Genomic DNA, 20,685 nt, shown 5'->3' on the forward strand with positions numbered 1-20,685 from the left:
CGCGTCAACTTTCTTCGGCGCCATCGGCATCGGGCAGCAGCACGACCTTGATACATTCACCTCGGGCCTGTGCGGCGATCGCCTCATTGATCTGTGACAGGGGGAAAGTGCGGATCAGTCGATCAAAGGGAAAGCGTCCCGCCTCGCGCAGTGCGATCAGTTCTGGGATGAAGGTCTTCTGGTCACTGTCGCCTTCGACCACGCCGATCACGCGGTGCCCGCGCAGCATTGTGCGCGAGAGCGGCAGGGGGATGGTCGCAGCGGCATCGTGAGGAACCCCCAGAAGCGCCAGCGTGCCGTGCACGGCAAGCGAATCGAGCGCGCCTGTGGCCACGTCGGGACGGCCGGTGGTATCCACGATGTAGTCGGCGCCGCCCGGCAGGAGTGCGAGGATCTGCTCGGTGAGGGGCCCCGCAAGCGGGTCGATGGTCGCGCTGGCCCCCAGTTCCATTGCGAGCGCGCGGCGCTCTGCCATCGGTTCGACCAGGATGATCGTCGCGCAGCCCTGCACCGATCCCGCCATCAGCGCTGAGAGCCCGACCGAACCGCCGCCCACGACGACGAGGCTTGAACCCGCTGCGCACGCCAACGCGCGCATGACTGCGCCTGCACCGGTCTGGATTCCGCAGCCCAGCGGACCAAGGAGCGACAGGTCGAGTGATGTTTCGGGTACCTTTACAAGGTTACCCGCACGCGTGACCGCGTGGCGCGCGAACGAGGATTGGCCGAAGAAGTGCGAGGCGACCTTGGTATCCCCTCGCCGGTAGGCCGTGGTCCCGTCGCGCCGCGAGCCAATGAAGTTGAGCGGGGCAAAATCCGCGCAGTAACCGGGCAGGCCTTCGTCGCAGCGGGGGCAGGCCTCGCAGCTCGAGAAGCCCAGGATCACGGCGTCGCCGGGAGCGAAATCGGTGACCTCGCTGCCGATGGAAACGACGATTCCGGCACCTTCGTGGCCGAGCACGGCGGGCATGGGGTAAGGCCTGTGACCTTCGGCGAAGACGATGTCCGAGTGGCACAGTCCCACGCCCTCGATCCTGACCACGACCTCGTCGGCGCGTGGCTCTTCCACCATCACGTCCTGAAGGACGAATTCGTCACCTGCTCTTTCGAGCACCGCTGCGCGCGTTTCCATGAACCTCTCCTTGGTGTCGGGCATGCATGCCCCATCTTGCTGACGAAAAGGCCTATCGTTTCACTTGCTGCGCTTGCCCCTCCTTTGGGAGGGGGCATGCCGGGATGGGAGGAGGCTTAAACACGGGAAACGCGAAGAAAAGGGCGAGGACCATGAATTCGGAAAGCGACTACGCGATGCTGATCGACGGGAAGCGCGTGGCAACGGGGCAGGGCACTTGCGGGGTGACGAACCCCGCGACCGGCGAAGAAATCGCCCGGGTGCCCGATTGCAGCGACGAACAGCTCGACGAGGCCATCGCCGCTGCACGTGCCGCCTTCCCCGCCTGGTCGGCGCTCGACCTGAACGAACGTCGTGCCCGTCTGGTAGCTTTTGCCGAAGCGATTCTTGCCCAGACCGCGCCGCTGGCGCGATTGCTCACACAGGAACAGGGCAAGCCTCTCCACGAGGCAGAGCGCGAGGTCATGGGCTGCGCGGGCTGGCTCAAGGGGGTCTGCGCGCTCGACCTGCCCGAAGAAGTCAACGAGGACAACGAAACCCGCCTCAGTGTGACCCAGCGCGTGCCACTCGGAGTGGTCGGCGCGATCGTGCCGTGGAATTTCCCACTTCTCCTGGCGATGTTCAAGATCGGTCCGGCCCTCGTCACGGGCAATACGATGGTGCTCAAGCCCTCGCCCTTTACGCCTCTCACGACCTTGCGCATGGCCGAGTTGTCGCGCGGGATACTGCCCGACGGGGTGCTCAACGTGATTTGCGGCGAGGACCGCCTCGGTCCGGCCATGACCGCGCATCCGGGGGTCGACAAGATCAGCTTTACCGGCTCCACGGCGACGGGACGACGGGTGATGGGTTCCTCCGCCGCGACGCTTAAGCGCGTGACGCTCGAACTGGGTGGGAACGATGCCGCAATCGTCCTGCCCGATGCCGATGTCGAACGCATCGCCCCGGACCTGTTCTGGGCCGCGTTTCGCAACAACGGACAGATCTGCATCGCCACCAAGCGCCTTTACGTCCACCGCAGCGTCTACGCGCGCCTCAAGGAGGCCCTCGTTGCCTATGCCGGGACGGTGCGTCTCGGCGATGGCACCGAGCAGGGCGTAGGGCTCGGCCCGCTCAACAACAAGCCGCAGTTCGATCGGGTCCGGGACCTACTCGAGGACAGCCGGGCGCAAGGGCATAGCTTTCTGTTCGAGGCGGCCGGCGACGTCCCGGCCAACGGCTATTTCGTTCCCGTGACGCTGATCGACAACCCGCCCGAAGAGGCTCGGATCGTCCAGGAAGAGCAGTTCGGCCCGGTTCTGCCAATCCTCGTCTACGAGGATGTCGAGGAGGCAATCGCGCGCGCCAACGCCAGTGAATACGGCCTTGGCTGTTCGATATGGGGCACCGACGAGGAGGCCGCCGCGGCAGTTGCCGCGCGGATCCAGAGCGGTACGGTATGGATCAACGAGACGCAGTACCTTTCCCCCTTCGCCTCGTTCGGCGGGTGGAAGCAGTCGGGTGTCGGCACCGAGGGCGGGCGCGAAGGGCTAGTGGAATACACCGTACCGCGCACCATCGTCCGCCGCCGGGCATCGGCGTGAGGCACATGATGCGCAACCTTCCCAGGTCCGCGAATCTGGCGCGGCCTCTGCCTGTCATGGCGCGAGGCCTGCCGGCTCTGTTCGCAGTAGGTGCACTGGCAGGCTGCGCAACGTCCGCGCCTTCGGCGACGGATGACGGCGTCGCGCTGGGCAGGGGGGCGCCGTCGGATCATACCGTCTCGGATTGCGCATCCCTGCGGGATCGCGCGCCTGGAGCGCAGGCCATCGCGCTGCCCTCGCGCGGAATTAAGATCGTGGAAGCGCGCCGCATCGAAGAGGGCACCCGGCCGTTCTGCGAAGTAACCGGCGCCGTCGTTTCGGTCCGAGATGGCGATCCGCCTGTGCGTTTCCGCGTCAATCTGCCCGAGGGCTGGAACGGCAAGGCCGTGCAGTTCGGCGGCGGCGGTTTCGATGGAACACTGGTCGGCGCGCAAGGGGCCATCGCCAACGGTCCCGAAGACGCGGCCCCGCTTGCTGCAGGCTATCTGACCTATGGAAGCGACGGGGGCCATACCGGGGCTTCGGGTTTCGACGGTAGTTTCGGCATGAACGAGACCGCGATGCGCAACTACCTGGGCGAGAGCGTCAAGCGCGCGCGCGATGCGGCCCGCGCGGTTGCCGAGCTCTATTATGGCAAGGCACCAGCACGAACCTATTTCATCGGCGGCTCGAAGGGCGGGCACGAGGCCCTCGTCGCCGCGCAGCGGTACGGATCGGACTACGATGGGATCGTCGCCTATTACCCCGCGCAGTTGCTGACGCCTGTCTGGCAGCGGCTGTGGCAGGCGGCTTACGGCAGCCCCGGCCACGCGCTCGACAGCGCGCAGCAGGCCCTCCTCAAAGGTGCGGTGCTGCGCAGTTGCGACGGCCTTGACGGGCTCGAGGACGGCATCGTGGGGAATACGAAGGCGTGCGCCAAGGCGTTTGACGTGACCGGGTTGCTGTGCCCGGAAGGCGGGGCAGAGGGCGCGCCCTGCCTTTCGTCGGGCCAGATCGAGGCGCTGCGCGTGGCGGCAAACCCCGTTCACTTCGATTATGCCTTCGCCCAGGGGATCGCCCAAATGGGGCCGTTCCCGGTTTTCGAGGGCGGCGATCTCGGCGGCTTCTACATGGACCAGAGCGGCAAGGACGGGACGAAGACGGCCTACTACGGCTTCAATTCCGGCGTCATCCGCTACTTCATTACCCGTGATCCCGCTGCCCGCGTGGAGGATTTCGACGAGGCCCGCTGGTCGCAACGGATCCAGGAGCTTTCCAGGATCTGGGATGCGAAGAACCCCGACATCGACGCCTTCCGGGGCCCAGATGGAAAGGATGCGAAGGGTACCCGAAAGGGCAAGCTGATGCTGGTGCAGGGCAGCACCGACATGGCCGTGCCCCCCGCCGAGACCAGCGCCTATTTCCAGAGTCTCGAGGGCCGTTATGGCACCAGTCTGGACAACTTCGTGCGCTACTACCTCGTGCCGGGATTCGGTCATGGACATGGCTCGTTCACGCTCAAGTGGGATGCCCTGGGCGCGCTTGATCGTTGGGTCGAACAGGGCATCGCCCCACAGGACCCGATCGGCACCGATGGCGCGTCCGAAACCAGCGGGCGCAGCCGCCCGCTGTGCCGCTATCCCGCCTACCCACGCTATCTCGGATCGGGCGATCCGCAAGCTGCGGCAAGTTTCGAATGCACGCTTCCCTGACCGGGATGCACGCGCAAAAGGGACCGGACACGGTTCCGCCGGGTGACCTGCAAGAAACGGGCTCCCGAACCAGATGGGAGAGTCAGGCCAATGACGTCATTTGATATTGCGGATACCGTTCTACCCGAGATCTGGGCGAGTCACGCGCGCAATCGCCCGGCCTCCCCTGCGCTCGTATGCGCCGGGGAGGTGGTATCCTGGGGCGACTTCAACGCCCGGATGAACCGTCTCGCCAACGCCCTTCTTGCCAGCGGTGTGGGCAAGGGTGACCGGGTCGCGGTGCTGGCCTCCTCGTCCGTTGCGGCGTGCGTGGCGATGTTCGGTACCGTCAAGTCGGGCGCAGCTATGGTGCCGATTTCCTCGATGCTGGCGGCCGATCAGGTGGCAACGATCCTCAACGATTGCGGCGCCAGCCATGTCCTTTGCACCGCGGACTTACGCCATCTCGTCGATGCCGTCAGGCCACAGCTGACGGCGGTAGTATCTGGCGGATTCGTGGGTCTCGACTTCGCTGAGCCCGAAGGGGCGCATGGAGGCTGGCGCGACTTTGCAGAGTTCAGCGCAGGTGTCGACGAGGCCGAGCCGCCAGTTGTGCTGGGTGCCCATGACGTTTTTTCGATCATGTACAGTTCGGGCACCACCGGCGCGCCGAAAGGGGTGGTCCACCTGCACGGCGCTCGCACCTATTTCGCGCTCTCCAACGGATTCGAGATGGGCTACGCGCCCGGCGCAAGGGGACTGGTGACGACCGCGCTCTATACCGCCGGGACCTGGCTCGTGGTCATGCCCACGCTGCTTGTCGGCGGTACGCTCCACATCCATGCCCGCTACGATGCGCAACGCTATGTAGACGCGCTTGAGGCCGAGGGAATAACCCACACGTTCGCCGTGCCCAGCCAGTTGCGCGCCCTGCTTGACGAGGGACGTCTGGATGGGCGCGCATTCCCCGATCTGCGCGTGCTGCTCTCGGCGGGATCCCCGCTGCGACCTGAGGAAAAGAAGCGGCTGATCGGCCTCATCGGCCGCCGTTTCTATGAACTTTACGGCTTTACCGAAGGCGGATCGACATTGCTGCGCCCCGAGGATCAGGCGGCCAAGCCGACGTCGGTGGGCAAGCCGCTGATGGGGCAGGAACTGGTCATTCTCGACGAAGGGCGTATCTGCGGGCCAGGCGAACCGGGCGAGATTGCAACCCGCGGGCCGGGGCTCCTGCGCGAATACGCGGGGCGCGAAGACGCCACGCGTGCGGCGATCTGGCGCGATGCGGGCGGGCGCAGCTTCGTGCGTTCGGGCGATGTCGGGCAACTCGACGAAGAGGGCTTCCTCTATATCCTCGACCGGAAGAAGGACATGATCATCTCGGGCGGGCTGAACATCTATCCCGCGGATCTGGAGGGCGTGCTGTGCAGCCATCCGGCTGTCGCGGACGTTTGCGTGATCGGCATCGCCCACCCGAAATGGGACGAGACCCCGCTGGGGCTGGTCGTTCTCCATCCCGGCGCGGCTATTGAGGCCGAGGAACTGCGCATCTGGGCCAACGCGCGGCTCGGCAAGCACCAGCGCCTGTCCCATCTCCTGTTGCGCACGGATCTGCCGCGCAACGCGCTGGGCAAGGTGCTCAAGCGCGAACTGCGCATCGAATACACTCAGTGGCGCGAGGCTGCCGTTCCCGGCGCCACCAGCTGACATTCAAGCGAGGAATTTTTCATGGCAGAGGCCTTCATCTACGATCACCTGCGCACGCCGCGCGGCAAGGGCCGTCCGGGCGGCGGCCTGAACGAGATCACGCCGATCGAACTGGCGCGGCAGGTCCTCGCGGGGCTGAGCGCACGTAGCGATCTCGATACGGCGCTGGTCGAGGACGTGATCATGGGCATCGTTACGCCGGTCGGTGAACAGGGCTGCGATATGCCCCGCATCGCCGCACTGCTCGCCGGGTACGACGAGCGGGTCACCGGAATCCAGGTCAACCGTTTCTGCGCTTCCGCGCTGGAATCGGTGAACCTTGCCGCAGCCAAGGTCATCGCAGGCGACGGCATGGCGGTCGTGGCTGGCGGCGTCGAATCGATGAGCCGCGTGCCTATCTTCGGCGATGGCGGTGCCTGCTATAGCGATCCGAGCGCGAACTGGGGCAGTTGGTATATCCCCCAGGGCATCGGCGCGGACACCATCGCGACGATGGAAGGGTTCAGCCGGGAGACGCTCGATACTTACGCGATCGAGAGCCAGACCCGCGCCGCGCATGCCTGGGAAAATGGCTGGTTCGATCGTTCGATCCTGCCCGTGCGCGATGTCCTAGGCGAGGTCGTGCTGGCGCGCGACGAACACGTCCGGGCGGGCACCACGCTTGCCGACCTTGGCAAGCTGGCTCCCGTCTTCGCCGGCATGGGCAAACGTGACGGGCTCGATGCGATCATGCTCCAGCGTTATCCCGAGATCGAGACCATCGCCCATCTCCACACGGCGGGCAATTCGAGCGGCATCGTCGATGGCGCCGCGGCCGTCCTGGTGGGCAACGCCGATTTCGCCGCGGCCAGCGGCCTCAAGCCGCGCGCGCGCATCCGCGCCTTCGCGACCATCGGCACCGAACCTGCGATCATGCTGACCGGACCGGGGCCGGTCTCGCGCAAGGCGCTGGCCCGGGCCGGGATGGAGATTTCGGACATCGATCTGTTTGAGGTCAACGAGGCCTTCGCCAGCGTCGTGCTGCGCTACATGCGCGAAATGGGCATCGAACCCGACCGGGTCAATGTGGCCGGAGGAGCCATCGCCATGGGCCATCCGCTGGGCGCCACGGGCGCGATGATTCTGGGCACGGTCATCGACGAACTGGAGCGCCGCGATCTCAACACTGCTCTCGTCACGCTGTGCGCGGCGGCCGGAATGGCCATCGCCACGATCGTCGAGCGGGTCTGAAAGGAAAGCTGAAATCATGACCACGATCCACACCTCTCTCGACGAGGCGGGCATCGCGCTCTGGCAGGTCGATGTTCCGGGCCACGCGTTCAACGTGCTGACGCCTGAGTTCTTCGAAGATCTAGACCGGGCCATCGACGACGTGGCTGCCAACCCGGCCGTGCGCGGCGTGATCCTCACCTCGGGCAAGGCCTCAGGTTTCATGGCGGGCGCCGATGTCGAGCAGATCCTCGACATGCAGGCCGGTGGGCTGACACCGGCACAAGGCGCCGCCTGGGCAATTGCCAACGGCAGCGTGCTGCGCAAGCTGGAGACCTGCGGCAAGCCGGTCGTCGCCGCGATCAACGGGCTGGCGCTCGGCGGTGGGCTCGAACTGGCGCTGGCCTGCCACCGGCGCGTCCTGCTGGCCCGCGCGGACATTGCGATCGGATTACCCGAAGTGACGCTGGGCCTTCTGCCCGGTGCCGGCGGCACCCAGCGCCTCGCCCGCATGCTCGGCATCGAGAAGGCGCTGCCTCTCCTTCTCGAGGGAAGGCGCCTCGATCCTGCGAAAGCCCATGCGACGGGGATCGTCGAAGACCTGGAGGACAGCGAGGAGGCGCTTCTCGCCCGCGCGCGCGAATGGCTCCTTGCTGGGCCGGCCGGAGTGCAGCCCTGGGACGTCAAGGGCTACCAGATCCCGGGAGGCGCGGGTCCTCTGGCGCCGCACGCCGCCCGCAGTTTCCAGGCCCGGGCCAGCCAGTTGCGGGCGCGCCAGGGGCGCTATCCCGCCCCAATCGCGATCCTCTCGGCGGTCTACGAGGGCACCCAGGTGGCGATGGACGTCGGGCTGAAGATCGAAGCCAAGTATTTCGGCACGCTGATCGGTGGGAAGGTTTCGGGCAACCTCGTGCGCGCCTTCCTGCGCCAGAACCGGGCCCGCAAGCGGGATCTGGCCGCGTCGGGGCACGAACCGCTGGAGGTTGGCCGTCTTGGCGTGATCGGCGCAGGCATGATGGGAGCTGGCATCGCCAACGTGGCGGCCGGCGCCGGGATCGACGTCGTGCTCCTCGACACGAGCGCTGAAGCCGCCCAGCGCGCGCAGGACCACGCAGCCAGGCTGCGCGCGAAAGAGGTCGAGCGCGGACAGCGCAGCGAAGAATCTGCCCGCGAAATCGTCGCACGGATTCGTCCGACCGCCGATCCGGCTGGTCTTTCGGGCACAGACCTCATCATCGAGGCGGTTTTCGAGGATCGGGACATCAAGGGCGCGGTTTACAAGGACGCGCTAGCCGGGCTCGCCCCGGGCGGCGTGCTGGCGTCCAATACGTCGACCCTTTCGATCGGCAGCCTTGCGCAAGGGTTGCCCGACCCCTACCGCTTTATCGGCATGCACTTCTTTTCACCGGTCGAGCGCATGCCACTGGTGGAGATCATCGCCGGGCCCGAGACCTCTCCGGCGACGATGGCCGATGCTTTCGCGCTGGCGGGGCGCCTGCGCAAGACGCCGATCCTCGTTCATGACAGCCCTGGCTTTTATACGAGCCGCGTGTTCTGCACGTATATCGACGAGGCGATGGCGATGCTGCGCGAAGGCGTGTCGCCCGCACTCATCGAGAACGCCGCGCGCGAGGCGGGCTTCCCCGCACCACCGCTGGCAGTGACCGACGAGGTTTCGCTCGACCTCCAGAAGCGGGTGATCGAACAGGCCCAGCGCGACGGCCTCGATGCGCGGTTCCTGCGGGCCCATGCCGAGCCGGTGGTCGAGGCAATGAACGCAAGGGGACGTCTTGGCCGCAAGACGGGTGGCGGATTCTATACCTTTACCGACGAGGGTAAGCATCTGTGGGAAGGGCTCGCCGATCTGTTCCCGCTGGCCGAGAGCCAGCCTGCCGCAGACGATGTCGCCAAGCGCTTGCTCTACATTCAGGCGCTTGAGAGCGCTCGATGCCTGGCTGAAGGGGTGATTGACGACGAGGCGAGCGCAGACCTCGGCTCCGTGCTCGGGATCGGTTTTCCGGCCTGGACGGGCGGCGCGCTTTCGCTCATCTCGACCGTCGGGGTCGACGCCTTCGTGGCCGATTGCACCCGCTTTGCCGACCGGGCTGGCCCGCGCTTCCATCCCGATCCTGCGGCAATCGAAGCCGTCCGCACCGAAGCCGAACGGGTCCGTCAGGTCCGCCCTGTCCTGGCGGGGGAAGACGCATGAGCGACATCCTCTCGCTGCAAGGCAAGCGCGCGCTGGTGACGGGAGCATCGTCCGGTTTGGGGCGTCATTTCGCCGGGGTTCTGGCTCGAGCCGGGGCCGAGGTCGTCGTTGGTGCGCGCCGGACGGAGCCCCTTGATGCCCTGGTCGCCGAACTGAGAGGAGCGGGGCATGTGGCCTCGCGCGTTGTGCTCGATGTGTGCGACGAGAGTTCGGTCATGGCCGCGCTCGTAGGCTCGGACTTCGACATCGTCATCAATAACGCGGGCGTGACGATCACCTCGCCCGCGCTGGAGACTTCGCTCGACGACTGGAATCGGGTTCTCTCAACCGATCTCACCGGTGTCTTCCTTGTCGCCCGCTGCGCCGCGCAGGGGATGCGAGCCTCGGGACGCGGTGGGGCGATCGTCAACATCGCCTCGATCCTCGGCCACCGCGTGGCGGGCAGCTTGTCCGCCTACGCGACGGCCAAGGCCGGGGTGGTGCAGCTTACCCGCAGCCTCGCGCTCGAATGGGCGCGCCACGGCATTCGCGTAAACGCGCTTTGCCCGGGATATATCGAGACCGATCTCAATGCGGACTTCTTTGCCAGTGAGGCGGGCACCGCGCTGATCCGGCGCGTGCCGCAGCGCCGTCTGGGCAGAGCCGAAGAGTTGGACGGCCCACTGCTTCTGCTCGCATCGGACGCCGGTTCCTACCTGACCGGTGCGGATATCTGCGTCGACGGGGGACATCTGGTCTCCTCGCTCTGATCAGGAGCCTTCTCAACAAAATTTCATCGGAATCGCCGTCCCCCTGCTTTGGGATGGGGGATGGCCTCGAGAACCGGGCCAGACTTCAGCCAACAAAAAAGCAAGAACATCGGGGAGGGGCCATGAGAGCCTGTTCATTGGTTCGCACGTGCGTCTGGCTGGCGTGCGCCGGAGCGCCGCTGGCGTACGGCACTCCGGGCCGTGTCGAGGTCGCCTGGGCGGGAGCCGGAGACGAGGGCGCCCGATGCTCAGCCCTTGCGCGGAACCTGCTGTCCCGCGAACTCGGCGTGCCTGTCGATTTTGAGGCACCGCGCATCGAGACCGGAGAATGGGAAGGGCAGGCGCTTCCCCGCCATTGCCGGATCGCAGGCCGGATCAATCCCCGTACCAGCCCTGTGGACGGGCGGGACTATGCGATTGCCTTCGTCCTGCGCCTGCCGGTCGGGGGGGCTTGGAACGGCCGCTTCGTGCAACTGGGCGGTGGCGGTTCCAACGGAGCAACTCCCACAGCGCTCGATCACGTCTTTGCCTCGGACACCACGCCGCTCCTTCGCGGCTTCGCGGTGATTGATACCGACGGTGGGCACAACGCGGCGAACGCCGATCCCGAAGCGGGGGGATCGGCCGCCTTCGGGCGCGATCCACAGGCCCGGCGCGATCACTTCTTCAACGCGTACGACATGGTCGCGCGCGTCGGGAAATCGCTGTCCGCGCAGTTCTATGGCGCGCCGATGCATAGCTATTTTGTCGGCTGTTCGGAAGGAGGGCGCGAGGCGCTCCTGATGGCGCAACGCTTCCCCGACCACTTCGATGGCGTCCTTGCCGGGGCTCCACAGTTCCTGCAGCCCATGCAGTCGTTGTCCTCGGTCCACGGCCTGCAAGCGCTGGCGAAGGAGGCTCGCGCCCGCGGGTTGCTCGATCCCGACGGACAACCCGCCATCCACAAGGTCTTTTCGGATGGCGATCTCCTGCTGGCCGCGAACGCCATCGCGCGGGCCTGCGATGGCGCGGACGGCCTCGTCGATGGACTTGTCTCCAACTACCGGCAATGCAGTGAACATCGTGTCGTCGCCCAGCTTCGCACCGTGACCTGCCCAGGGGAAAAAGAGGCGAGCTGCCTTCTCCCTGGCCAAGTGACCGCCCTGCGCACCTTGCACGCGCCGGTACGCAACGCGTCGGGTGATCAGCTTTATCCGGGCTATCCCTGGGACACTGGAATCACCGCGCGCCGCGCGGGCTTTCGGGCCTGGTGGCTGGGTGATTACGCGAAGCTAAAATCCGATTCGATCCGGTTGCACTTTTCCTCGAACATGCTGCGCATGGTCTGGCACGATCCGGCCCGGCCCTTCGCGTTGAAGCAGGGGGCCGCGATCGCGCTGGGCTATCCTTATGCCAGGAGCCCGGCCGATCCGGTCCGGGCCTGGCCGGCGCAGAGCGGCAATCCCGACGATGCCGCGGGCATCGCCATGATCAACGACACGCCGGACCTCGATGCCTTCCGTGCACACGCGGGCAAGTTGCTCCTGTGGGCCGGCGCGGCCGACGCCACCCACTCGCTCTATCAGACGCAGGGCTACGTTGACCGCCTGGGGAAGCGCTACGGAACGCAGCGCGGCAACTTCGCGCGCTTCTTCGTTGCCCCCGGGGTCGGCCATTGCGGCGGAGGTCCCGGCCCCGAGAAAGCGGATCTGCTCGGCGCACTGGTGAAGTGGGTCGAAGAAGACAAGGCGCCGGAAGCGATCGTGGCGCGCGGGCATGTGCCTGGCGAGGAAGCCAACGAAGCCTCCCCCCTTGCTCCAGGTGCGAGAAACGGACTCGGCGGAACCTACACACGTCCGCTCTGCGCCTATCCCGCCCATGCGCACTATCGAGGCGGTCCGATTGACCAGGCTGCCAGCTTTTCCTGCACCCAAGCGGAGACGACCCTATGAACGCTTCCCTTTCCACCGGGCACGCGGACTCAGGCGATCGGCCTTCAGCGGGCGTGCCTTACCTGTTGGTCGGGATGATGTTCCTGACATACGCATTCAGCTACCTTGATCGTCAGATCGTGAACATCGTGGCCGAGCACATGAAAACGGACCTCGATCTAGCCGACTGGCAGATCGGGGCGATGAGTGGACTGGGCTTCGCGCTTCTCTACACGACGCTGGGCCTGCCCGTCGCGCGCCTTGCCGAACGTACCGATCGGGTGAACATCATCACCGCCGCGCTCATGGTCTGGAGTGGGTGCACCGCGCTGTTTGGCTTGGGCCGTAATTTCATCGAGGTTTTCGCGGCGCGCATCGGGGTTGGCCTTGGCGAAGCCGGTGGCAGTCCTCCGGCGATGTCGATGATCGCGGACGCCACGCCGCGTGCCTACCAATCCCGCGCGCTTGCGCTCTACAACCTGGGCGTGCCGATGGGAGCTCTTCTGGGGATGGTGCTGGGCGGTTTCGTGGTCGATGCGCTGGGCTGGCGCTGGGCGTTCTGGATCGTCGGGCCTCCGGGCATCCTGCTCGCGATCCTGATCCGGATGCTCCTGCGTGACCCGCGTGGCAGGGCGGATGCCGAGGCGAGCAAAGCCGTGCGCAGTCAAGACACGGTTCCCTCGCTGGGCGAAGTGGCCGCCAGCCTGCGGCGCAACACCGCGTTCTGGTGGATCGCGGCGGGTGCCGCGCTGACCACCTTCGTGGGCTATGGCCAGCAGACGTTCTACGCCTCGTTTTTTCTGCGCAACCATGCGGACCAGCTGGACGACCTTGCCAAGGCGTTGGGTCTTGCCGGGCCGACGACGGTCCTTGGCATCGGTCTTGGCATCGCCTTCGGTCTGGGAGGGGCTATCGGGACCATTCTGGGCGGGCAACTGGGCGACCGCTGGCGCTCGCCCCACGCCTATCTGTGGGTTCCCGCGCTGGGCAGCGCGCTGGCGGCCCCACTCTACATCGCGACCTTGGTCTTGCCATCGGCAGGCTTTTCGTTGGCGTTGCTGGTTGTGCCCGTCGCGCTCAAGAGCATGTGGTACGGGCCGATCTACGCCGCCGTGCAGCGCATGACGCACGCCCGTTCGCGGGCCACGGTGCTTGCCATCTTCCTCTTTCTTCTCAACGCGCTGGGGCTGGGTTTCGGACCGCTTTCGATCGGCCTCATCAGCGATTGGCTGGCCCAGTCGATGGGCGAGGCGCAAGGGCTGCGCTGGGCGCTCATCGCGGTCACCATCGTCAGCCTCGCCTCCAGCCTGTGCTTCTGGGCGGCCAAAGGGCGTCCAGGGGAAGTTCCAGGGTGATCCGGGCGCGGGGATCCGCGCCGTACCGGAATTTTCAGGCCCCACCTCAAAGAGGGGGGGGCAACCAAAGCGACCGGACGACAATTTCCGGAAATCAAAAATAACATTACGATCTGGGGAGACCTGAAATGCGACTTTACACCTGTCTGCTCGCGTCTGCGGCCTGCATCGTTCCGGGAGTAGCTCTGGCCCGACAAGAGGTGCCACCAGCTTCGGCGCCTGCACCGGAGCAAACGATTGCGCCCAAGGAGGCCGAGGAAATCATCGTCACCGGTTCGCGCGCGATCACCAACGGTGAACAGGCCCCCACGCCCGTCACCGTGCTCAGCTCCGCCCAGCTCAAGGACGCCGCACCGAACCTGAACGAGGCGTTGCGCCAGTTGCCGCAGCTGACGGCTTCGGGCTCTCCGGCCACGCCCAATCCCACCATTGGCGGTGGTCCGAGCACGCAGAACACGCCGAACTTGCGCAACCTGGGAGCCAACCGCACGCTCACCCTTCTCAATGGGCGTCGACCGGCGATCTTCGGTGGTTCAGGACTGGTTGACGCGGGCGTGTTTCCGCAATCACTGGTCAAGCGTGTCGACATCGTGACCGGTGGTGCCTCGTCGGCCTACGGTTCGGACGCGATCGCGGGCGTGGTCAACTACATCATCGACACCGACTACCAGGGCCTGACGGCCGAGGCCCGCCAGAGCCTCTCGACTTACGGCGACGCCGCCGCACGGGCCTTTGAGATTGCAGGAGGCGCGAACCTCGGCTCGCGAGGGCACATCGTGGCCAGCGTCAACTACAACAGCCAGGACCTGCTCCAGGGCGAAAAACGCGACTATGCTCGGGCTGGATGGTCGACCATGCCCAATCCCAACTCGGGTCAGCCCGGTGAGCCCGATCTCCTGTTCCGCGAGAACGTGACCATTACCACTGCGACCTTCGGGGGCCGGATCATCACGCCGGGCCTCAACAATATCCAGTTCGATGCCGCGGGCAACCCGATCCCCTACACACCTGGCAGTCTGGTTTCGGGTGCCTTGCAGGTGGGTGGCGACGGCGCCCGTTACGCGCAGCCGCTCAGCGCCGACGTGAAGAACGTGAGCGGCTATGCCCATGCGAAGTACGAAATCTTCGACGGCGTCGAGATCTTTGCCGAAGGCAGCTACGGCCATGCCAAGTCACGTAGCCCCAACCTCTACTTCTTCAACCTTGGCGGCAACGCCTACCGTATCCAGCGCGACAACGCTTACCTTCCGGACTCGATAGCCCAGCTCATGGACGAGAACGGACTTACCTCGATCCAGCTCGGCAAACTCGACCGCAACTACGGGCGCAACGTCACGTTCTTCGAGAGCGATACCTACAGCATCTCGACCGGCCTCAACGCGAAGCTCTGGGGGAACTGGGAACTGGACGTCTATGGTACGCATAGTGTTTCCAAGACCCGCTACGGCGCCGAGAACAGCCGCTACCAGGCGCGCTCACGCCTGGCGACCGACGCCGTGTTCGGACCGGACGGAACGATCGTGTGCCGCTCCACCCTCATGGATCCGGACAACGGTTGTGTCCCGACCGATCCCTTCGGTGAGATTCCGCTGAGTGAGGCCCAGCGCGGCTACCTCACCGGCACCTCGATCGCGCGCGCGACGACCAAGCAGGACGTTGCCGCGGCCTCGATGCACGGAACGCTCCTCGAAGGCTGGGCCGGTCCGATCAGCGCGGCGCTCGGCGCGGAATATCGCAAGGTCTCGCTCGATCAGGTCGCTGATCCCACGGGCATGTCGTTTGGCTGGAGTGCGGGCAACCTCAGTTCCAGCGCGGGGTCCTACAACGTCAAGGAGGTCTTCGGCGAAGTGCAGGTGCCGCTCCTGAACGACGTCCCGCTGGCGCGTGACCTCAGCCTCAACGCCGCGATCCGGCGCACCAACTACAGCACCAGCGGCAGCGTCACGACCTGGAAAGTGGGCGTTACGGATGAAGTCTTCGATGGCTTCCGCCTGCGCGGCAGCCTTTCGCAGGACATCCGCGCGCCGAATATCAACGAACTGTTCGGGGGCATCGTGCGCTCGGTCACCACGATCAGCGATCCGGATTTCAACGGCCAGACGTTCCTCAACATCTTCACCTTCTCGGGCAGCAACACCGCGCTTCGCCCCGAGAAGGCCCGGACCCTGACTTTCGGCGCGGTCTACCGGCCCGACTGGCTGCCCGGCCTGGGCATGTCGGTCGATTACTACCGGATCAAGCTGTCGGATTCGATCACACAGGTGGGCTTCCAGACCGTCGTCGACCAGTGCGATGCGGGCAACGCCCTGTTCTGCGGCCTGATCACCCGCGACGATGCGGGCGTGCTGACCGAAATCAACGCTCCGCTCCAGAATGTCCAGTCGGGCCGGGTCTCGGGCATCGATTTCGAGGCCAACTACGACACAGCACTGGGCGATGGCTTCCTGCGCCTGCGCGCCATCGGCACCTATCTCGACACCTACCAGTTCACCAACCCGGGCGCGCCTACGGTCGAGCAGGCGGGAACGCCGGGCCTGCCGCGCTGGCGGGGCAATCTCTCGGCGACCTACTCGAGCGGGGGCCTCTCGCTTTCGGTCCAGGAGCGTTACATCGGCAAGACGACCCGCGTGGTCCTGCCGATCACGGTGGATGACAACAGCGTAAAGAGCGTCTTCTACACCAACGCGACGCTGCGCTACGCGTTCGATGAGGGGACGTTTGGGAACCCTGAGTTCTTTTTCAACGTGAACAACCTGTTCAATCAGAAGCCTCGCGTGGGGCGGACCAACTCGACGAACCTGGGCTTCAATCAGGCCTACGATGGATCCCTCTACGACGTGATTGGGCGCTATTTCACGCTGGGCCTGCGCATTCGGTACTGAGGAGGCGTCCGGCAACTTTCGGCAATTCAAGGAGAACAGATGGAGACGGCTCGATGACGGATCCCTTCGCTCGCACCCGCGCACAGGCCGATGACGGGGCAGGGGCGATGCGTCCCGGTGGTCCGCTGGAGGGCTTGCGCATCCTTGAGCTCGACGCGATCGGGCCGGTGCCGCTCTGCGGGATGCTCCTGGCCGACATGGGCGCAGACGTGGTGCGGATCACGCGTCCGGGCGGGCAGAGCGCTTATGCCGACGTAGGTGCGGCCATCTTGCACCGTGGCCGCACGAGCGTCGAACTCGATCTCAAGTCTGCGGCGGGACGCGACGGGGTTCTTGCTCTGGTGGCGCGCACCGATGCGCTAATCGAGGGGATGCGTCCAGGCGTCATGGAGCGCCTGGGCCTCGGTCCGGACATATGTCTGGAGCGGGCACCCCGGCTTGTCTATGCGCGCGCGACGGGATGGGGGCAAAACGGGCCGTTGCATGCGCGGGCCGGGCACGACATCAACTATCTGGCCCTCACCGGCGCACTCCACGCGCTGCGCGGGAGCGACGGGCGTCCGCAGGCCCCGCTCAACCTCGTGGGCGATTATGCGGGAGGTGCGCTCTATCTCGCCTTCGGGATCGTCAGCGCGATACTCCATGCCCGCAAGAGTGGAGAAGGGCAGGTGCTCGACGCGGCAATTGTCGATGGTGTGAGCCACCTCATGGGCCTGTTCCACGCCCTGCTTGCAAATGGGCAGTGGTGTGAGCAGCCGCAGGCCAACCTGCTCGATGGCGGAGCCCCCTTCTACCGTTGCTATGCCTGCGCCGATGGCGGGCACGTGGCCGTCGGCGCGCTGGAGCCGCAGTTTTATGCCGCGCTGCTGACGGGACTGGGCCTTGATGTCGCGCTTTATCCCCAGCATGAACGAAGCCGCTGGCCAGCTCTGGAAACGGCGCTCGCGCAGGCTTTTGCGCGTGCCCCACGGGCGCACTGGGAAGCAATCTTTGCGGAAATCGATGCCTGCGTGACGCCGGTCCTCACGTTGTCCGAGGCGATGGAGCATCCCGCGAACGTGGCGCGGGATGTGTTCGTGGAGCGCGATGAGGTGTGGCAGTCCGCACCCGCGCCGCGTTTCTCGAGGACGCCAGGGCGCATCGCGAGGGGACAAGAGCTCTCTTTGAAGGATGCGCTGGATCTTTGGAAAGCTCCGTCGGACCGCTCGCGAGGATCCCCCTCCTAAAGGTGGGGGCGAGGCCCTTGCGGGAGTGTCTATCCCCTCGCCATGGACACGCGCCCGGGCCACCGGGGCAGATGAAAAATGGGTTCGAGGACAATGGCATTGAAGGCGGACGATCCGGCATGGGCAATCGGCGAGAAGGTGGAAGCCTTCGTTCGCACGACGATCATTCCCTACGAAAGCGACCCGCGTCGTGACCACCATGGCGCCCCCACCGAGGAACTCGTGCGCGAATTGCGCGCCCTCGCACGGGCCGAAGGCCTGATGACGCCGCATATTCTGCCGGATGGCGCGCACCTCACGCAGGAGGGGACAGCCTACGTCCTCATCCGTTCGGGGCTGTCTCCGCTTGGACCTGTTGCGCTCAACACGATGGCGCCCGACGAAGGCAACATGTATCTTCTCGGGCACGTCGCCGCGCCCCATCTCAAGGAGCGCTTCCTCGCGCCGCTGGTCTCGGGAGAGGCGCGCAGCGCCTTCTTCATGACCGAACCGGCCGAGTGGGGCGGAGCCGGATCGGATCCGATGATGATGAAGACCACTTGCCGCAAGGACGGCAACCATTGGATCATCAACGGCCGCAAAGCCTTTATCACCGGCGCCGACGGGGCGCGGGTGGGGATCGTCATGGCCAAGTCCGAGGATCCCGACAGTGCGGGTGGAGCCTGCATGTTCCTCGTCGACTTGCCCGATCCGGCCATCCGCATCGTCGATGTGCCCAATACCATAGACACCTCGATGCCCGGTTCGCACGCGACCGTGGAGATCAAGGACCTGCGTGTTCCGGCTGACCAGATGCTGGGGGAGGCCGGGGAGGGCTTTCGCTATGCACAGGTCAGGCTCAGCCCGGCCCGCCTCTCCCACTGCATGCGCTGGCTTGGCTGCTGCATCCGCGCACAGGAAATCGCAACCGACTACGCCTGCCGCCGTGAGGCCTTCGGCAAGACGCTGATCGATCACGAGGGCGTGGGCTTCCTGCTCGCGCAGAACCGCATCGATCTCAAACAGGCGCAGCTTATGATCGAATGGTGCGCGAGCGTGCTCGACGAAGGCGGGCTCGGCACGCAGGAAAGCTCGATGGCCAAGGTTGCCGTGTCCGAGGCGCTGATGCGGATCGCGGACAATTGCGTGCAGGTCATGGGCGGGAACGGCCTGACCGACAAGACCGTGGTCGAACAGATCTTCCGTGAGGTACGCGCCTTCCGCGTCTACGATGGTCCGACCGAAGTTCACAAGTGGTCGCTCGCCAAGAAGATCAAGCGGGAATGGCGTGAGGCGCAGGTCGCGGATGCGGGGCAGGTGCGTGCATGACCGACAGTATCGCGGTCGCCAACAGTGGAACCACCCCGGTCCGGCCCGGCTACGAGATTGATCTTGACCGGCTCGATTCCTGGATGCGCGCGCACGTCGAGGGGTACGCGGGCCCGCTTTCGATCGCGCAGTTCCGCGGGGGACAGTCAAACCCGACCTACCAGCTGACGACGCCGGACGCTCGCTACGTGCTGCGCCGCAAGCCTCCCGGCGAGATCCTCAAGGGGGCCCACGCGGTGGAGCGCGAGGCCAGGGTCATGGCCGCGCTCGGCCCCACAGGTTTCCCTGTCCCCCGCGTCCATGGCATTTGCACCGACGATACCGTCATCGGGACCTGGTTCTTCGTGATGGACCTCGTCGAGGGACGCATATTCTGGGACGCGACGTTTCCCGAAGTCTCGCGCGAGGAGCGGCCACTTTACTTCGACGCGATGAATGCGACTTTGGCTGCTCTGCACCAGGTCGACTACGAAGGGCTCGGGCTCGGCGATTACGGCAAGCCCGGCAATTATTTCGCGCGCCAGATCGGACGCTGGTCGAAACAGTATCTCGCCGATCCGGCCGCGGGGCGCAATGCGGACATGGACAGGCTCATCGAATGGTTGCCCGCCCACATTCCCGAGGGCGATGAGACCACGCTCGTCCACGGCGATTTTCGCTGTGACAACATGATTTTCCATCCCACCGAACCACGCGTGATCGCGGTCCTTGACTGGGAGCTGTCAACGCTCGGGCATCCGCTTGCCGATTTCGCCTATGCCGCGATGATGTATCGCATGCCGCCGGACATCGTCGCTGGTCTCAGGGGCGCGGATCTCGCCGCACTCAACATTCCCGACGAAAAGAGCTTCGTGGAGGCCTATTGCACCCGCATGGGACGTGAACACATTGCCGATTGGCGCTTCTACATGACCTTCCAATTGTTCCGCCTCGCCGCAATTTTTCACGGAATCAAGGGACGCGTACTGCGCGGAACGGCCGCGAATGCCCAGGCGATTACCCGCGCCGAAGCCTTCCCGAGGCTGGCGCGACTGGCGTGCGAGGCAATGGACGACGCCCTGGCTTAACAGGTTCGGAAAGAACGGCTCCGCAAGCCTGGGCTCAGGCTTCGTTGATCAGAGCCAGAAGATTACGGTCGAGGTCGCGCGCTGTGATCCGTTCTCCCAGCGGCTTGAAGCAATGCATTTTTGTCTCGACCAGACTGCGCTGTTGCCGCCTCGAGCGAGCGATTTCATTGCGGGCTGCAACGCCCGGCGTGCTCTCGGGCCAGGCCCTAGTGCCAAAGGCGCCATCGGCGCTAACGGTCGCAATGGCGTGATCGTGAGGGATCTGTTCCCGCAGTTGTGGAAACATGGGCACATCGCCGACCAGGCTTCCGGTCACTTCGGTGGCGCGGGCTTCAAGCTCCTGGGCGAACGCATCATGGCACGCGACTTCGATCGGCTGGACGCCGGGCTGCCTTTACAGCCGTTGCGGAGGAGGGCTTCCCCACATTTCCAATCGGTCACAGGTGGATGGGGTTGGATGCAGAAGGACGCGAATCACCCATCAAGCCAATGAAACCCTTGTACTTTTCGGTGTTCAGGTGGACATGAGAAGAGCGGTAATTGGCGGACAGGGTGGGATTCGAACCCACGGTGAGCTTGCACCCACGGCGGTTTTCAAGACCGCTGCCTTAAACCACTCGGCCACCTGTCCGCACTGGACCTGCGCATAGAGAAACGTGCGCGGAGTGCAAGATGGAA

13 protein-coding genes, 1 tRNA gene and 1 pseudogene are annotated in these 20,685 nt (G+C 65.4%); 12 read left to right on the top strand and 3 right to left on the bottom strand.

What is annotated here, in order from left to right:
- Positions 1 to 4 precede the first annotated feature (4 nt).
- Positions 5 to 1,132 carry an NAD(P)-dependent alcohol dehydrogenase gene (locus HT578_RS01855; protein WP_213501834.1) on the bottom strand — a complete coding sequence of 376 codons (1,128 nt, stop codon included), beginning with the start codon at positions 1,130 to 1,132 and terminating at the stop codon, positions 5 to 7.
- A 152-nt stretch (positions 1,133 to 1,284) separates the two neighbouring features.
- On the opposite strand from HT578_RS01855, the gene HT578_RS01860 reads away from it, so the two are divergent.
- From HT578_RS01860 to HT578_RS01915, 12 genes are all read left to right on the top strand, one after another.
- Positions 1,285 to 2,715: an aldehyde dehydrogenase family protein gene (locus HT578_RS01860; protein ID WP_213501835.1), complete on the top strand. Its 1,431-nt coding sequence runs from the start codon at positions 1,285 to 1,287 to the stop codon at positions 2,713 to 2,715.
- A 254-nt stretch (positions 2,716 to 2,969) separates the two neighbouring features.
- Positions 2,970 to 4,406, top strand: coding sequence for a tannase/feruloyl esterase family alpha/beta hydrolase (locus HT578_RS01865; RefSeq protein ID WP_213501837.1), 1,437 nt, complete (start codon positions 2,970 to 2,972; stop codon positions 4,404 to 4,406).
- A 90-nt stretch (positions 4,407 to 4,496) separates the two neighbouring features.
- Positions 4,497 to 6,092 carry a class I adenylate-forming enzyme family protein gene (locus HT578_RS01870; protein ID WP_213501840.1) on the top strand — a complete coding sequence of 532 codons (1,596 nt, stop codon included), beginning with the start codon at positions 4,497 to 4,499 and terminating at the stop codon, positions 6,090 to 6,092.
- A 21-nt stretch (positions 6,093 to 6,113) separates the two neighbouring features.
- On the top strand, positions 6,114 to 7,322 hold the full coding sequence (locus HT578_RS01875) for an acetyl-CoA C-acetyltransferase (protein WP_213501843.1): 1,209 nt from the start codon (positions 6,114 to 6,116) through the stop codon (positions 7,320 to 7,322).
- Between the two features lie 16 nt (positions 7,323 to 7,338).
- Complete coding sequence (locus HT578_RS01880; protein WP_213501845.1) at positions 7,339 to 9,510, top strand: 3-hydroxyacyl-CoA dehydrogenase NAD-binding domain-containing protein; 2,172 nt, start codon at positions 7,339 to 7,341, stop codon at positions 9,508 to 9,510.
- Positions 9,507 to 10,259: an SDR family NAD(P)-dependent oxidoreductase gene (locus tag HT578_RS01885; RefSeq protein ID WP_213501847.1), complete on the top strand. Its 753-nt coding sequence runs from the start codon at positions 9,507 to 9,509 to the stop codon at positions 10,257 to 10,259. The genes HT578_RS01880 and HT578_RS01885 overlap by 4 nt, the downstream gene beginning before the upstream one ends.
- A 287-nt stretch (positions 10,260 to 10,546) precedes the next feature.
- Positions 10,547 to 12,190 (top strand): tannase/feruloyl esterase family alpha/beta hydrolase, encoded by a 1,644-nt coding sequence (locus HT578_RS01890; RefSeq protein ID WP_213501850.1) that lies wholly within the window; start codon positions 10,547 to 10,549, stop codon positions 12,188 to 12,190.
- Positions 12,187 to 13,524 carry a spinster family MFS transporter gene (locus HT578_RS01895; RefSeq protein WP_213501852.1) on the top strand — a complete coding sequence of 446 codons (1,338 nt, stop codon included), beginning with the start codon at positions 12,187 to 12,189 and terminating at the stop codon, positions 13,522 to 13,524. Before HT578_RS01890 ends, HT578_RS01895 begins: the two co-directional genes overlap by 4 nt.
- A gap of 200 nt (positions 13,525 to 13,724) precedes the next feature.
- Complete coding sequence (locus HT578_RS01900; protein WP_213501854.1) at positions 13,725 to 16,406, top strand: TonB-dependent receptor plug domain-containing protein; 2,682 nt, start codon at positions 13,725 to 13,727, stop codon at positions 16,404 to 16,406.
- A gap of 53 nt (positions 16,407 to 16,459) precedes the next feature.
- Positions 16,460 to 17,632, top strand: coding sequence for a CaiB/BaiF CoA transferase family protein (locus HT578_RS01905; RefSeq protein ID WP_277884184.1), 1,173 nt, complete (start codon positions 16,460 to 16,462; stop codon positions 17,630 to 17,632).
- A gap of 93 nt (positions 17,633 to 17,725) precedes the next feature.
- Entirely contained in the window at positions 17,726 to 18,940 is a 1,215-nt protein-coding gene (locus HT578_RS01910; RefSeq protein ID WP_213501857.1) for an acyl-CoA dehydrogenase family protein, read from the top strand.
- Positions 18,937 to 20,007 carry a phosphotransferase gene (locus tag HT578_RS01915; protein ID WP_213501859.1) on the top strand — a complete coding sequence of 357 codons (1,071 nt, stop codon included), beginning with the start codon at positions 18,937 to 18,939 and terminating at the stop codon, positions 20,005 to 20,007. The genes HT578_RS01910 and HT578_RS01915 overlap by 4 nt, the downstream gene beginning before the upstream one ends.
- 58 nt (positions 20,008 to 20,065) lie before the next feature.
- Here HT578_RS01915 and HT578_RS01920 read toward each other — a convergent pair.
- Positions 20,066 to 20,344 (bottom strand): annotated as a pseudogene (locus HT578_RS01920) (IS5/IS1182 family transposase); the annotation flags it as partial.
- Between the two features lie 204 nt (positions 20,345 to 20,548).
- Positions 20,549 to 20,638, bottom strand: a tRNA-Ser gene (locus tag HT578_RS01925).
- Positions 20,639 to 20,685: the final 47 nt, after the last annotated feature.

Origin of the sequence: Novosphingobium decolorationis (assembly GCF_018417475.1) — a bacterium.
In the GTDB taxonomy this organism is placed as follows: domain Bacteria; phylum Pseudomonadota; class Alphaproteobacteria; order Sphingomonadales; family Sphingomonadaceae; genus Novosphingobium; species Novosphingobium decolorationis.

What these genes read in the sequence shown, in the direction of transcription:
- HT578_RS01855 (WP_213501834.1), bottom strand. Translation starts at nt 1,132, where the DNA reads ATGGAAACGCGCGCAGCGGTGCTCGAAAGAGCAGGTGACGAATTCGTC.
- HT578_RS01860 (WP_213501835.1), top strand. Translation starts at nt 1,285, where the DNA reads ATGAATTCGGAAAGCGACTACGCGATGCTGATCGACGGGAAGCGCGTG.
- HT578_RS01870 (WP_213501840.1), top strand. Translation starts at nt 4,497, where the DNA reads ATGACGTCATTTGATATTGCGGATACCGTTCTACCCGAGATCTGGGCG.
- HT578_RS01875 (WP_213501843.1), top strand. Translation starts at nt 6,114, where the DNA reads ATGGCAGAGGCCTTCATCTACGATCACCTGCGCACGCCGCGCGGCAAG.
- HT578_RS01880 (WP_213501845.1), top strand. Translation starts at nt 7,339, where the DNA reads ATGACCACGATCCACACCTCTCTCGACGAGGCGGGCATCGCGCTCTGG.
- HT578_RS01885 (WP_213501847.1), top strand. Translation starts at nt 9,507, where the DNA reads ATGAGCGACATCCTCTCGCTGCAAGGCAAGCGCGCGCTGGTGACGGGA.
- HT578_RS01895 (WP_213501852.1), top strand. Translation starts at nt 12,187, where the DNA reads ATGAACGCTTCCCTTTCCACCGGGCACGCGGACTCAGGCGATCGGCCT.
- HT578_RS01905 (WP_277884184.1), top strand. Translation starts at nt 16,460, where the DNA reads ATGACGGATCCCTTCGCTCGCACCCGCGCACAGGCCGATGACGGGGCA.
- HT578_RS01910 (WP_213501857.1), top strand. Translation starts at nt 17,726, where the DNA reads ATGGCATTGAAGGCGGACGATCCGGCATGGGCAATCGGCGAGAAGGTG.
- HT578_RS01915 (WP_213501859.1), top strand. Translation starts at nt 18,937, where the DNA reads ATGACCGACAGTATCGCGGTCGCCAACAGTGGAACCACCCCGGTCCGG.